Source organism: Bradyrhizobium sp. CCBAU 11430, from assembly GCF_028128855.1.
Lineage (GTDB): Bacteria > Pseudomonadota > Alphaproteobacteria > Rhizobiales > Xanthobacteraceae > Bradyrhizobium > Bradyrhizobium ottawaense.
In genome coordinates this window covers 232,067-245,348 of the sequence record NZ_LBJV01000072.1, presented here as the reverse complement: position 1 = coordinate 245,348, position 13,282 = coordinate 232,067, and the positions used below count along the sequence as shown (strand labels likewise).

At 64.3% G+C, this 13,282-nt stretch carries 13 protein-coding genes and 1 tRNA gene; 8 read left to right on the top strand and 6 right to left on the bottom strand.

Annotated features, from left to right (window positions below; all coding sequences use genetic code 11):
* Window positions 1-74: 74 nt before the first annotated feature.
* From yidC to rpmH, 3 genes are read right to left on the bottom strand one after another with little or no spacing between them, the layout of a single operon-like run.
* Window positions 75-1,928, bottom strand: a complete 1,854-nt coding sequence (gene yidC / locus XI04_RS34130) for a membrane protein insertase YidC (RefSeq protein WP_271610229.1) — start codon at window positions 1,926-1,928, stop codon at window positions 75-77.
* Between the two features lie 16 nt (window positions 1,929-1,944).
* On the bottom strand, window positions 1,945-2,358 hold the full coding sequence (gene rnpA, locus XI04_RS34125) for a ribonuclease P protein component (protein WP_028140828.1): 414 nt from the start codon (window positions 2,356-2,358) through the stop codon (window positions 1,945-1,947).
* 28 nt (window positions 2,359-2,386) lie between these two features.
* A complete protein-coding gene (gene rpmH, locus XI04_RS34120) occupies window positions 2,387-2,521 on the bottom strand; it encodes a 50S ribosomal protein L34 (protein WP_008542748.1) in 135 nt (44 codons plus the stop codon).
* Window positions 2,522-2,882: 361 nt separating this feature from the next.
* Here rpmH and XI04_RS34115 point away from each other — a divergent pair, with 361 nt between their 5' ends.
* The 4 genes from XI04_RS34115 to XI04_RS34100 all read left to right on the top strand — a co-directional run bounded on the left by XI04_RS34115 (window position 2,883) and on the right by XI04_RS34100 (window position 6,223).
* Window positions 2,883-4,382, top strand: coding sequence for an ATP-binding protein (locus XI04_RS34115; protein ID WP_038947352.1), 1,500 nt, complete (start codon window positions 2,883-2,885; stop codon window positions 4,380-4,382).
* A 303-nt stretch (window positions 4,383-4,685) separates the two neighbouring features.
* Window positions 4,686-4,762: transfer RNA gene (locus tag XI04_RS34110), tRNA-Arg, on the top strand.
* An 84-nt stretch (window positions 4,763-4,846) separates the two neighbouring features.
* Window positions 4,847-5,203 (top strand): 6-carboxytetrahydropterin synthase QueD, encoded by a 357-nt coding sequence (gene queD, locus XI04_RS34105; protein WP_028140825.1) that lies wholly within the window; start codon window positions 4,847-4,849, stop codon window positions 5,201-5,203.
* 117 nt (window positions 5,204-5,320) lie between these two features.
* Window positions 5,321-6,223: a hypothetical protein gene (locus tag XI04_RS34100; protein ID WP_028140824.1), complete on the top strand. Its 903-nt coding sequence runs from the start codon at window positions 5,321-5,323 to the stop codon at window positions 6,221-6,223.
* A gap of 15 nt (window positions 6,224-6,238) precedes the next feature.
* Here XI04_RS34100 and XI04_RS34095 read toward each other — a convergent pair whose 3' ends face one another.
* Window positions 6,239-7,015: an IclR family transcriptional regulator gene (locus XI04_RS34095; RefSeq protein ID WP_038972258.1), complete on the bottom strand. Its 777-nt coding sequence runs from the start codon at window positions 7,013-7,015 to the stop codon at window positions 6,239-6,241.
* A 191-nt stretch (window positions 7,016-7,206) separates the two neighbouring features.
* Between XI04_RS34095 and XI04_RS34090 the strand changes: the two genes are divergently transcribed.
* Genes XI04_RS34090 through XI04_RS34080 form a run of 3 tightly spaced genes read left to right on the top strand, consistent with a single transcriptional unit; the run spans window position 7,207 to window position 11,146 of the window.
* Complete coding sequence (locus tag XI04_RS34090) at window positions 7,207-7,998, top strand: enoyl-CoA hydratase/isomerase family protein (protein WP_038972257.1); 792 nt, start codon at window positions 7,207-7,209, stop codon at window positions 7,996-7,998.
* A 3-nt stretch (window positions 7,999-8,001) separates the two neighbouring features.
* Window positions 8,002-10,089 carry an acetate--CoA ligase family protein gene (locus XI04_RS34085; protein ID WP_271610228.1) on the top strand — a complete coding sequence of 696 codons (2,088 nt, stop codon included), beginning with the start codon at window positions 8,002-8,004 and terminating at the stop codon, window positions 10,087-10,089.
* Window positions 10,090-10,111: 22 nt separating this feature from the next.
* Window positions 10,112-11,146, top strand: a complete 1,035-nt coding sequence (locus tag XI04_RS34080) for a tripartite tricarboxylate transporter substrate binding protein (RefSeq protein WP_038972267.1) — start codon at window positions 10,112-10,114, stop codon at window positions 11,144-11,146.
* Between the two features lie 99 nt (window positions 11,147-11,245).
* Here XI04_RS34080 and rnk read toward each other — a convergent pair whose 3' ends face one another.
* The gene (gene rnk / locus XI04_RS34075) at window positions 11,246-11,659 is read right to left on the bottom strand and encodes a nucleoside diphosphate kinase regulator (protein WP_049801940.1); all 414 of its coding nucleotides are present in this window, start codon (window positions 11,657-11,659) and stop codon (window positions 11,246-11,248) included.
* Window positions 11,660-11,669: 10 nt separating this feature from the next.
* A complete protein-coding gene (locus tag XI04_RS34070) occupies window positions 11,670-12,134 on the bottom strand; it encodes a GreA/GreB family elongation factor (protein ID WP_240536439.1) in 465 nt (154 codons plus the stop codon).
* 472 nt (window positions 12,135-12,606) lie between these two features.
* Between XI04_RS34070 and XI04_RS34065 the strand changes: the two genes are divergently transcribed.
* Window positions 12,607-13,272 (top strand): class I SAM-dependent methyltransferase, encoded by a 666-nt coding sequence (locus XI04_RS34065; RefSeq protein ID WP_028140817.1) that lies wholly within the window; start codon window positions 12,607-12,609, stop codon window positions 13,270-13,272.
* The last annotated feature ends 10 nt before the right edge of the window (window positions 13,273-13,282 follow it).

Genomic DNA, 13,282 nt, shown 5'->3' with positions numbered 1-13,282 from the left:
ATGCCCGGGACAAGCCCGGGCATGACGCTGTGGAGGCATTTGCGCCCGCATGACCGGGCACGCTTCGTGTGCAGCTACGTCGCCTTCTTCGCGAACGTCGCCTTGAGATTATCGAACAGCTCCACCTTCACCCCGTTGCGGCGCATGATGTAGCTCTGCTGGATCACCGAGAGCAGGTTGTTCCAGGCCCAGTAGATCACGAGGCCCGCCGGGAAGCCCGCCAGCATGAAGGTGAAGATCAGCGGCATCCAGTTGAAGATGATCTGCTGCGTCGGGTCCGGCGGTGTCGGGTTCAGCTTCATCTGGAACCACATCGTGATGCCCATGATGATCGGCCAGATGCCGAGCGCGAGGTAATGGCCGAACACCGGGATCGTGGTCGGATCGAACGGGATCAGCCCGAACAGGTTGAACAGGTTGGTCGGATCCGGCGCCGAGAGGTCCTTGATCCAGCCGTAGAACGGCGCGTGCCGCATCTCGATGGTGACGAACAGCACCTTGTAGAGCGAGAAGAACACCGGGATCTGGATCAGCACGGGGAGACAGCCGGCGACCGGATTGATCTTCTCCTTGCGGTAGATCTCCATCATCTCCTGCTGCTGCTTCACCTTGTCGTCGGGATAACGCTCCTTGAGCGCCTGCAGCTGCGGCTGAACCGACTTCATCTTCGCCATCGAGGCGTAGGACTTGTTCGCCAGCGGGAAGAACAGCAGCTTCACGATCACGGTCACGAGCAGGATCGAGATGCCGAAATTGCCGAAGAAGCGGTAGAAGAAGTCGAGGCCGAGGAACATCGGCTTGGTGATGAAGTAGAACCAGCCCCAGTCGATCAAGAGATCGAAATGGTTCAGCCCCAGCTCCTTGTTGTAGCCGCCGAGGCCGGCGAACGGGAACACGCCGACCACGCCGGCTTCCTTGGCGCCGGCGAACAGCCGCGCGTTCGCCGTCGCAGTGCCGCCGATCGCGACGGTGACGGGGTCGAGCAGATAATCGGTCTGGTAGGTGTGGACGTTGCCGGATGGGTTCGACGAGAAGCGCGCCTGCAGCTGGGCATTGGTATCCGGCAACAGCGCCGAGGCCCAGTACTTGTCGGTGATGCCGAGCCAGCCGTTGGTGACCTTGAAGTCCACCTTCTTGCTTTCGTCGATCTTCTTGTAGGCATATTCCTGCAGGCCCTGGTCGCCGAGATAGCCGATCAGGCCTTCATGCAGGATGTAGTAGCCGGAGACCTGCGGCGCACCGTGGCGCGAGATCAGCGCGAACGGATAGAGCGTAACCGGCGCATTGCCGACATTGCTCACCTCGTCCTTGATGGTGAAGAGATAATGGTCGTCGACCGCAATGGTGCGGCGGAAGGTGAGACCATCGTCATTCTCCCATTTCAGCACCACCGGCGTCGTCGGCGTCAGGCTGCCGCTGCCGTCCTGCTGCCAGACGGTCTGGGCATCAGGCATCTTCGCCGTCACGCCCGTCGCCGCCACCCAGCCGAATTCGGCGTAATAGGGCTCCGCGGTGCCCGAGGGCGAATAGAGGATGATCGGCGGCGACTTCGGATCGACCGTTTCGCGGAATTGCACCAGCGCGATGTCGTCGATGCGGCCGCCCTTCAGCGCGATGCTGCCGGCAATCCGCGGCGTGTCGATCTTCACGCGCGGGCTGGCTGCAATCGCGGCCTCGCGCGCCACCACGGGCTGGGCCTGCTGGGTCGCGCCCGGCGTTGCCGGCTGAGCGGCGTTGCCCGGCTGCTGCGGCGCCGCGCCCGGCGTCGCGGAGGCCGACGGCTGCGGCGTGGTCTTCTGGAGCTCGGCCTGCGTCTGCTGCTGGGCGCGCTGCTTCTCCATCGCCGGCACATTGTAGAAATACTGCCAGGCGATCAGGACGAGGCCCGACAGAATGACGGCGAGGATGGTATTGCGATTGTCGGTCATCTCTGGGGTCTCGTCATCATTCCGGTTTGCGGCTGGCAGCAGGAGCGGGGCGGGGCCCGGTACGGTCAGTCCTCGGGCTGCGTCCATTCGCAGGTCCCTTGGCCGTATGCCGCGCCGGCTTCGTGAACGCCATGCGCAGATCGTCGAGCATGGTGGCGAAGTCGCGCGAGAGCGCGCCGCTTCGTCCGACCAGGACATAATCATGATGGGGCTGCATCGACACCGGATCGAGCCGCTTCACCAGTTCGCGAAGCCGGCGCCGGATACGATTGCGCGCGGGGGCGTTGCCGTTCTTTTTGGTAACGGTGAAGCCGATACGGATCGGGCCGCCGTCATCGCGGGGGCGGCTTTGCAGGACGAACGCGGGACTGTTCACCCGCGCGCCATTGGCAACGGCGAGGAAATCCGCCCGCTGCCTCAGCCGATCCATGATGAAATCCCGGAAAAGGGGGTCCGGCTCAGGCGCTCAGACGCTTGCGGCCGCGAGCGCGGCGGGCGGCGAGAACCTTGCGGCCGCCGGCAGTGGCGAGACGGGCACGGAAGCCGTGACGGCGCTTGCGCACCAGTTTGCTGGGTTGATAAGTCCGCTTCACGGGTTTTTCTCCGCTGACCGGGCAATTTGCCTGTAGAATTGATGGTAAAGTCCCGAAGATGCGGCCCAAAACGGGCCGTTTCCGGCCCCAAGAGAGCCGCTCCCGGTGTCGCACCGGGTCATCGCGGACAATTTGGCCGGCTTATAAGCGAGCGCCTTGTTTTCGTCAACGCCGCACAAGCGCACGATTCCGGTGAATATCGCTGTTTGTGCGGGGTTTTTAACCCTTGAGGTGGCGACTCGCGATATCAGCGCTTACATCCCACCTCGGCAGATTAGCGATCCGTAATTTGACCGGACCGAGGTCGGGCCGCATCTTCATACTGCCAATCCTTCATCCGCCAAAGGCGAGGGCGACTTTCGTGGCAACGACAGACCTCCAGCCGGTCCAGGATCAGGATCAGCCGGACCCGCCGGCGATGCGCCCCCGTGGGACGCGCGGGCTCGGGCTGTCAGGCAAGTTGTTGCTGCTCACGGTCCCCCTGGTGATGATCGCGGCCGTGCTGCTCTATGTGCCCGCCATTGCCAACTTCTGGGTCAACCGGCTCAACGACCGCGTCGCCGCCGCCAACACGGCGGCGCTGGTGCTGGATGCGGCGCCGCTCGGCATGGTTCCCGATTCGCTGTCGCGCCAGATCCTGAAAAGCATCAATGCCCGCGCCGTCGCCATCAAGATGGGCCAGCAGCGCCGATTGCTCGCCAGCGACAACATTCCGGCCGCCATCGAGCATGACATCGACCTGCGCGACATGACGGCCTGGGACGCGATCACTGGCTCGTTCCGGATGATGCTGGAGACCGGCAACCAAGCCATCCGCATTGTCGGCCCCGGCGTCGGCACGGCCCAGTTCATCGAGATCGTGACCGACGAATTGCCGCTGCGGCAGCAGATGTACCGGTTCTCCCGCAACGTCGTGGTGGTCGCGCTGATCATCGCCGCGCTGACCGCGGGCCTCGTCTATCTGGCGCTTCATTATCTCTTCGTCCGCCCGATGCGGCGGCTGACCGCGAGCCTGGTCGGCTTCCACGAGAACCCCGAAAGCTCGGCGGGGATCATCGTGCCGAGCCAGCGCAGCGACGAGATCGGGGTCGCCGAGCGCGAATTGTCGGACATGCAGCGCGATTTGATGTCGATGCTGCATCAGAAAAGCCGGCTCGCCGCCCTTGGCCTCGCCGTGTCCAAGATCAACCACGATCTGCGCAATCTGCTGGCCTCGGCCCAGCTGCTGTCGGATCAGCTCGCCAGCGTGCCGGATCCGCGGGTGCAGCGCTTTGCGCCAAAGCTGGTGCGCTCGCTCGAGCGTGCCATCGCCTTCTGCCAGTCGACGCTGTCCTACGGCCGCGCCCAGGAGGCCGCACCGGACCGCCGCATGATCCTGATCGAACCTGTCGTGCTGGAGGTGCGCGAGACCGCGGGCCTCGCCTCCGACGCCTCGATCGCCTGGGTCGCCGCGATCGATCGCGGGCTTGCGGTCGATGCCGATCCCGATCAGCTGTTCCGGGTGCTGCTCAACCTCGTCCGCAACGCCGCCCAGGCGCTGGAAAGTCACGCCTCCGGCGAGGGTGGGGTGCAGCAGATCCGGATCACGGGAAAACGCGAGGGCGCTGTCGCAATTCTCGAGGTTTCCGACACCGGCCCCGGTGTCCCCCAGAAGACCCGGGAGCACCTGTTCGAGGCGTTCCAGACCTCCGGCCGCCCCGGCGGCAGCGGCCTTGGCCTCGCCATCGCCGCCGAGCTGGTCCGCGCCCATGGCGGCGACATCCACTTGGTCGAAGGCACCATCGGCGCCACTTTCCGTATCGTCATCCCCGACCGCCCCGTCGAGCTCCTCTCCATCCGCAACGAGCGGCAGAGGGCGTAAGTCGGCCAAAGGCCGAGTTCTTCCGTCATTGCAGGGTCTGGAGCACTCATCTATCCGTCATTCCGGGGCGCGACGACGTCGCGAGCCCGGAATCCATAGCCACCAGCCGGGGTTATGGATTCCGGGCCTGGCCCATAAGGCCATGCCGGAATGACACCGACCCCCGTCATTTCCTTGCAAAATCTCCCCATCCCGGACCTTGCCAACCGCGGCAAGAGCGGTTAGTCAGAGCGCTCTTTCGCACCCCTCCGGCGCTGTCCGGAGGCTGCCTGCGGGCTTAGGTCCGCACTGTTCGCGAAAAACGCGCCCGTAGCTCAGCTGGATAGAGCATCAGACTACGAATCTGAGGGTCGGACGTTCGAATCGTTCCGGGCGCGCCATTCTTCGCCGAAAGGTCAGGACCTAGCAGCATCTGGTCGCCAGACGGGCCCGAGACCGGATGGCGATGCCGTGTGAGGAGCGGAATGAAGATATCGCAGGCGTTCAAGTTCGAGGCGGCGCATCGGCTGCCGAACGTGCCCGAGACCCACCGATGCCGCCGGCTGCACGGTCATTCCTACCGGGTCGAGGTCCAACTGGACGGGCCGGTCGATCCGCACACCGGCTTCGTCGCGGATTTCTTCGACATCGAAAAATGCTTCGCCGACATCTTGGGCGCGCTGGATCACCACTGCCTGAACGAGGTCAAAGGCCTCGAGAACCCCACCGCCGAGAATATCGCGATCTGGATCTGGGACCGGTTGAAGCCGAGCCTTCGACAGCTGTCGGCGGTCCGGGTCTATGAAACGGCGGATTGCTGGGCCGAATATAACGGGCAGTGACGACGGCCCTGCTCTGACTTGGCCGGGCCATCCGCTCGATAGAGCATCAGGCGACGGATCTGAGGGGCGGACGTTCGAATTGTTCCGGGCGCGCCGTTTCGGTAGTAAGTACGTCCCATGCGTACCATCGATCGTCTGTTCTCCTGCCTCGTTCTGTTCCTTGCAATCGCAGCCGTCCCGGTGCTTCCCGCGCGCGCGGCCGAAACCTGCCCGTTCATCAGCGCCCAGGATCTCGCCCGTGCGATGCCGGCGCTCAAATGGTCACTGATTTCAAATCAGGACGGCCGCGGCTGCATCTACCAGGCCGGGCGCGGCGACACGATGATGCTCTCCGTGTTCCGCAATCCCGACAAGGACCGCGCCAGGGAATTGTACGCGACCTTCGTCAAGACGCTTGGCGAGCGCATGCCGCTCAACGCAGTCGCGGGGATCGGCGACGAAGGCCAGGGCGGAACGAGCGCGGCCGGCGCGGAGCGCCAGGAAGCCTCGGTCGTCGCCTTGTCAGGCGATTACATTCTGCAGATCACCGTCTATCCGATCGGCCGGCGCGCTGATGAAGCGCTGCTCGGGCCGGTCACCGAAGCCGCGCGCGTGGCCATAGGCAGCGTGAGCAAGAGCAGCGAACGGTTCGGCAATTGCGAGTGGCTCACGGCCGCGGATGCCGACGGCTTTCTCGACAAGAGTACCCTTACGGTGCAGCGGACCGGCGCGGGCAGCTGCATGATGTTCGATCGTGAGGCCAACACCATGACCGTCGCGGTGATCGCGACCTCGCGCGACACCGCCATCGGCATGATGAAACGCGCAGGCCCCTGCAAGCACACGGCGATACAAGAGCTCGGCAGTGAAGCGTTCGGCGAGTATTCCTGCACCAAGGGCAACGGCAACGCCGTCACCATCTATGTCTGGAAGAACGGCAGGCAGGCTTCGATCCTGTTCGCGCCGGTCAAGCCGCATCCGGAGTCTGGCTCGGTCGAGCGCCTGAAGGCGGTCGCCGGGCGGGTCTATGGGAAATTGTAACGGCGCCGGCCTGCTTCAACCGCCCGCCAGCGCCTCCTTGCACTTGGCCGCGAAGGCGTTGAGGTAGGCGCCGATCTCGCTGGCCAGCGCCTCGGACCGATCGACATTCTGCAGGCTCATGTTGAGCGCGTAGACCGGAAGCCCGGCCAGCACGATGGGCGTGGCAACGGCGAGAACGCCGGGTTGCCACGACACCGCGCAATAGCCGTTGCGTTCGACCGAGCGAATCGATGTCCTGACGTCCGCAAGCAGCGCCTTGGCGGCCGCAGTGCTGCGCCGCTTGAACAGTTTCAGCAATCGCTCGCGCTCGGCCTCGGCAATGCCGGCCAGATAAGCGCGACCGAGCGACGTCAACTCCATCGGGACCTGCTGGCCGGCGACCACGTTCCGCAGTGCCGCGCGCGGGCTGTAGCGGATCGACTCCAGATAAACCATCATGGTGCGATCCGCGGTCGCGAGCCCCACGTTGAGCCGGCGCTTGGCCGATTCGGCCCGCATCATCGGTCCGATCGCGTTGAGCACCGGTGATCCCGTCCGCATCGCGTGACCGATGCTGATGACGGATGCGGCAAGCCGGTAGGTCCGCTGGTTACGGACCTCGTCGAGCATCCCGGAATTGACCAGCGTTCGCGTCAGCCGGCTGACCGTCGATCGCGGCAATCCTGTTCGCTCCGAAATCTCGCCGTTGCCAAGCGTGTCGACGCCGGGCCGGAACGACCGGAGGATCTCGATGCCCCGTTCGAGTGAGCGGTTGCCGTCAACCCCGCCCGCATATCTGCGCGCCTGCGCCACATCCAGCCTCCGCCGCGATTTCCACTTAGTGGAATTAAGGGGATGTTTCGGGGTGCGCAAGCCGCTATCAACACGGCGAAGAAGAATGCCCGGCCGCGCTGGGGCTCAACGAGGAAACGGCACGGCCGAAATCGGCTCGACATCCGCAATGCGTCGCGGCGATCGATCCGACTCCAGCCAGGGAGCTCGCCATGTCCTATAAGCTCATCGAATTCTCCGTCGAGGCCGGTGTCGCGACGATTGCATTCAACCGGCCGGACCGGCGCAACGCCATGAGCGACGACATGCGTTCAGAGTTCGTCGGTGCGTTCGAAACCGTGGCTCGCGACAAAGCGATCAAGGCCCTGGTGCTGACGGGGCGCGGCAGTGCGTTTTGCGCCGGCGGCGACATCAGCGGAATGAAGCGCCGGCTCGCGGCGCCGCAGGACGAAGTTGCATTCAACGGATGGAGCCGTCAGCAAGGCGTGCATCACGTGCAATCGTTCCTGCTCGGGCTGCCGAAGCCGACGATCGCCGCCGTCAACGGCGCTGCGGCGGGCCTCGGTGCGGACACCGCGCTGGCCTGCGACTTCGTCATGGGCACGGAGCGATCGAAGTTCACCTGGTCCTACATCAAGCGCGGTTTGATCCCCGACGGCGGCGGCCTGTATTTCCTGCCGCGCCGGGTCGGGCTTCCCAGGGCGAAGGAGCTGATCTTCACCGGACGCGTCGTCGAGGCCGACGAAGCGCTCGCGCTCGGCATCGTCGATCGCAAGGTGACCTCGAGCGAGCTCCTGTCGGCCGCGCAGGCCTGGGCGGTCGAACTGGCTCAGGGCTCTCCCACCGCGTTGGCGTTGGGCAAGAAGATCCTGAACGAGACGTTCGAGCATTCCGCGCACGACATTTTCAGTCTCGGCAGCCAGGCGCAGGCCATCTGCTACACCAGCGCGGAGCATCGCGACGCCGTGACGGCGTTCCTTGCGCAATCCGCGTCGAAGGATTGAGCCATGGATGCGATCGAACGCCTGATCCGGCCGCGTAGCGTCGCTGTCATCGGTGCATCGGCGGACCCGAGCAAGACGTCGGGGCGCCCGGTGTCCTATCTCCGGAAGCATGGCTTTGCGGGTGCGATCTTTCCCGTCAATCCGAAGGTCGCGGACATCGGCGGTCTGACCTGCTACCCCGACGTCGCCTCGCTGCCCGATGTGCCTGATGTCGGTCTTGTCCTGCTCGGCGCCGAGCGCGCGCACATCGCGGTGCGCGAATTGTCCGAGCGGGGGGCTGCCGCCGCGATCGTTCTCGCCAGCGGTTTCACCGAAGCCGGGGCGGAAGGCGCCGCGCGCCAGCAACAGCTCATGCAAGCCGCCGGCTCCATGCGGATCCTCGGGCCGAACACGATCGGCCTCGTCAACCTCACCGACAATATCGTGCTGTCGGCGTCGGGCGCGCTGGCGATGGATGACTTCCCGGCGGGATCCATTGGGTTGATCTCGCAGAGCGGGGGTATTCTCGGAGCCTTGCTGTCGCGCGCTGCGGCGCGCGGTGTCGGGCTGTCGAAGCTCGTGTCGACCAGCAACGAAGCCGATCTCGAACTCGCTGATTTCATCGACTTTCTCGCCGGCGACAGCGCAACCAGCGTCATTGCGCTCTATGTCGAGGCGATCCGCAATCCATCTCGCTTTCGCGAGTCGGTTCTGAAAGCGCGACGCGCCGGCAAGCCAATCGTCGCTTTCAAGATCGGTCGATCGGAGGCAGGCGCACAAGCGGCCGTCTCGCACACCGGCGCGCTTGCCGGCTCGGACCGCATGTATGACGCCTTGTTCAGGCAACTCGGCGTGATCCGCGCCAAAACCTTCGAAGACCTGCTCGACATTCCCGCAGCCCTTGGTGCGGGACGGAAGCTGTCCGGCCGGCGTGTTGCGATTCTCACCTCGACCGGCGGCGCCGGCACGATCGTATCAGACAGTCTCGGCGTCGCCGGCTTTGCAACGCCCGCCCCCGACCCTGAGACTGCCGCGCAATTGCGCGCCCTGCAGTCGGGACCGCAAGCCAATCTCGATCGCAATCCGATCGATGTGACCTTGGCCGGTCTGCAGCCGGATCTGCTTCGTGCCGCGATCCGCATCCTGCTCGCAAGTCCCTCCTACGATGCGCTGGTCGTCATTGCCGGCTCGTCAGCGGTGGGATCGCCGGGCCTGATGGCCGATGCCATCCACGACTGCCTGCCGCTCAGCGACAAGCCCGTCATTGCCTATGTGAGCCCCTACGCGCCCAAGGTGGTTTCCGTCCTCACCCGCCGAGGCGTCCCGGCCTACACCTCCGCCGAGAGCTGCACGGCTGCGCTCGACGGGCTCTTGCGGGCCGGAGCGCCGGAGCAGGTCCAGACACCCACCTCGCCCCTGACGGCGGTCGATGTCAGCGACTTCCCGGCGGGATCGCTCGACGAAGCACAGGCCAAAGCGCTGTTCGCCCGCTTTGGTGTTCCGGTCGTGGCAGAGAAAGTGGTCGCGACGGCGCGCGAAGCCGAGCAGGCGGCGCGCGACCTCGGCGGCCGGGTCGTGCTCAAGATCCTCTCGCGCGAGATCGCGCACAAGAGCGATGTCGGCGGCGTCGCGGTCAACCTGACCGCCGAAGCCATCGGCAGCCGCCTGATGAAGATGGCGGACGAGGTCGAGGCCAAGGTCGGGACGCGGCCCGCCCAATTCCTGGTTCAGGAGATGATTTCAGGCGGCGTCGAGATCATTCTCGGAATGCATCGCGATCCCCTGGGAACGGCCATCCTCCTCGGAATGGGCGGCGTCACCGCCGAACTGTTCAAGGACACGACGATGCGCCTGCTGCCAACGGGTGCCGGCCTCAGCCATGCCGACGCCCTCGCGATGGCGCGCGATCTCGTCACATGGCCATTGCTGGACGGTTTTCGCGGCCGGCCGAAATGCGATGTCGAAGCGCTCGCGGAAGCGATCGTCGCTTTCTCGCGCCTGGTTGCGCAACTGGGCGATCACCTCGTCGAGGCCGAAATCAATCCGGTCTTCGTGCTGCCGGCGGGCCGGGGCGTGAAGGCGGCAGACGGATTGGTTGTTCTCGATGCCTGAACAAAATCGGATGGAGTTCCAGATGGCCAGTGGCGGAATCATCAATCACGACGGCGCGCGCGGGAACGGCTTCGCCGTGCGGCGCTGGCTGAACCTCGCCATCCTCGCTTGTGCCGTCGTGCTGGCGGTCGCCGGGCTGGGCGCCTCGCCGGCGCGCGCGGAATATCCCGACAAGATCATCAAGATCGTGGTGCCCTTCGCAGCCGGCGGCGGGACCGACATCATCGCGCGAACGACGGCGCAGGAAATCCAGACGGACCTCGGCAAGTCCGTCATCATCGAGAACAAGCCGGGCGCCGGGACCATCATCGGGACCCAGACGGTGGCCACCAGCGAGCCCGACGGCTATTCGCTGCTGATGGCGACCTTCGCGCACGCGGTCAACCCGAGCCTGTACAAGAAGCTGCCGTTCGATCCGCACACGGATTTCGCGGCGGTCTCGCTGATCGCGCGGTCTTTCAATATCGTCGTGGTCAATCCGGCCTCCAAGATCAACTCGATCTCGGATTTGATCGCTGAAGCCAAGGCCAATCCCGGCAAGCTCAATTTCGGAACGTTCGGCACCGGCACCTCGGCTCATCTCGCGGGCGAACTGTTCAATGCGATGGCGAAGGTCAAGATGACCGCTGTGCCCTACAAGGGCGCGGCGCCTGCGATCAGCGATCTCCTAGGGGGACAGATCGACGTGATGTTCACCACGGTGGCGAGCGCGGCCTCGCTGGTGGCTGCAGGTCAGCTCCGGGCGCTGGCTGTCACGTCCGCCGAACGTTCGGCGGCATTTCCGCAATTGCCTGCAGTCGCCGAGGCCGGGGTTCCCGGCTACGCCGCCGAATCCTGGTACGGACTGTACGCTCCGGCCAAGACGCCCGCTCCGGTGATTGCGCGTCTCAATCAGACGATCGCAAAGGCGGTTCAGTCCGGTGCTTTCAAGAAGCTGGAGGCCAACGAAGGCCTCATCATGGTCGGCGGCGCTCCGGAACAGCTCGATCGCTATGTCGGGCAGGAGGAAGAGCGCTGGCGCAAGCTGGTCAAGGACGCCAACATCGAGGTGCAATAGGACAGCAGGAGGGTGCCTGCGCATCGCGAAACATTGCGCAAGCACGCTCCGCTTCTATCTGGCCTCGCTAGAGTGTTCTGCTCGGTCGGATGACAGCCCTCATTCGGAGACGGCCAGAACGGTCAGCCCCCTGGTGCGCTTGTCCGGCGTCTCGAACTCGATCCGCTGCCCCACCGAGAGGCCGATCAGGGCCGCGCCAACAGGCGTCAGGATCGAGACCCGGTTGAGTTCGATGTTCGCCTCGTGCGGATAGACCAGCACGATCTCCCGGCTGGCACCTTTCTCGTCATCGCGATAGGTTACTTTGGAGCCCATCCTGACCACGCCGCGCAAATCGTTCTCTGCGGCGACCGACGCGCGCTCCAGTTCGCGCGCCAGAAACTGCGCGACACGGGGAAACAGATCCATGGTCGAATTCGCCAGCGAGCTCAGACGTCGCGATTCGTCTTCCGTGATCTTGATCGGTGGCAACGCCGGCTGGTCGCGCCAAATCTCGGCTTCGAAGTTGTGCATTTGAAATCTCCTATGCTGCAGTTGGTCCGGGATCGTCATCGCGCGGCTTGCTGCGCCGATGAGCCCGGAAGAGCGGGACGACGTTGGGGCTTGATTGGGTGACGTTCTGAACCCTGACGACGTTCAGGCAGCCGGCGAGGATGTATGGCATTTGGTCGCCGACCCGCAGGCCGATCAAGGCAGCCCCCAATGGTGTCAGGACCGAAATGCGGGCGGGATCCGACCAACACTCCTCGGGCCAGGCCAATTGCACGATGCGACGCGGAACGCCCCAGTTCGTGCAACAGGTGACCCATGATCCCACGGTCACGCGCGAACGGAGATCGTCCCAATCGTTCGGCACGATGTCGGCGCGGTTGATCTCACTGATGAGGAATATCCCGTCCAAATCGCCTTTTTGGGCGGCAAGGCGGGCAAGCCGTTCGAGTCGCGGATAGTCCGATGCGGCGAGCGCGATTTTTGGAAGAGGCAGCACGGCACACTCCTTCTGCTTCAAGACGACCTCTCAGGGCGAGGTCACGAAAGCTGGAAAAGAGCCCGGACGGCGCAAGCACCGTCCGGCTAACCGCCTGCTTGGAGGCGGCCGGCGTGAAGACCAAAGCGCGCGGTGCGCGCATCTATGTCGACGACATATGCCATGACATCCTGACTATAGTGATTCATTTCACGGCGACCATTGCGGCGAAACCGCACAGCCGCGAGCGATCGAACCGTCGCCGGCAGTCTATGATTTGGATTTGGCGGCGATGCGAGCTTCAGAGTCCACGGCTCTGCTGCCAGCAACGGAACCTCCGCCGGCGGCTGACGGTCTCGTCTCAGGATTCCCCATCATTGATCTGAAGCAATGATGATCTCGACCACCAATGCTAGAACGACTCGCAAGTCGCGACTCAGGGCTCCCCGGCCAGTCGCGGCAATCGCAGCGCGTGTTGGAATCTGAGGGCTCAATGGGACGACTACTGAATATCGTGACGCCGCTGCATACGGCGACGAAGCGCGACTACATGGGCCGCATGAACGACGACAAGATCGGCTGCTCGCTGAAAGCGCGGGAATACGAGGCCGACTATTGGGACGGCGACCGCCGCTTCGGCTATGGCGGCTACCGCTTCATCGAGGGGCGCTGGGCGCCGGTCGCCAAGGCGCTGATCGAGACCTATGGCCTGAAGAACGGCTCCAGCGTGCTCGACGTCGGCTGCGGCAAGGGCTTTCTGCTGTACGAGATGCAGAAGATCCTGCCGGGTTTGAAGGTCGTCGGCTTCGATATCTCCAAGCACGGCCTCGAAAATGCACACGAGCAGGTGAAGCCCTACCTCTTCAACTATCGCGCCCAGGACATCTACCCCTATGGCGACGACAGTTTCGATCTCGTCATCTCGCTCGGCACCCTGCACAATCTTCGGCTGTACGAGCTCGAAGCGGCGCTCAAGGAGGTCGAGCGGGTCGGCAAGAACAAATACGTCATGGTCGAGGGCTACCGGAACGTCGCCGAATTGCACAACCTCGAATGCTGGGCGCTGACGGCGGAGTCGATCCTGCATACGTCGGAATGGATCTGGCTCTACGGCAAGCTCGGTTACACCGGCGATTACGAATTCATCTATTTCGAGTGATCGGGCGCTC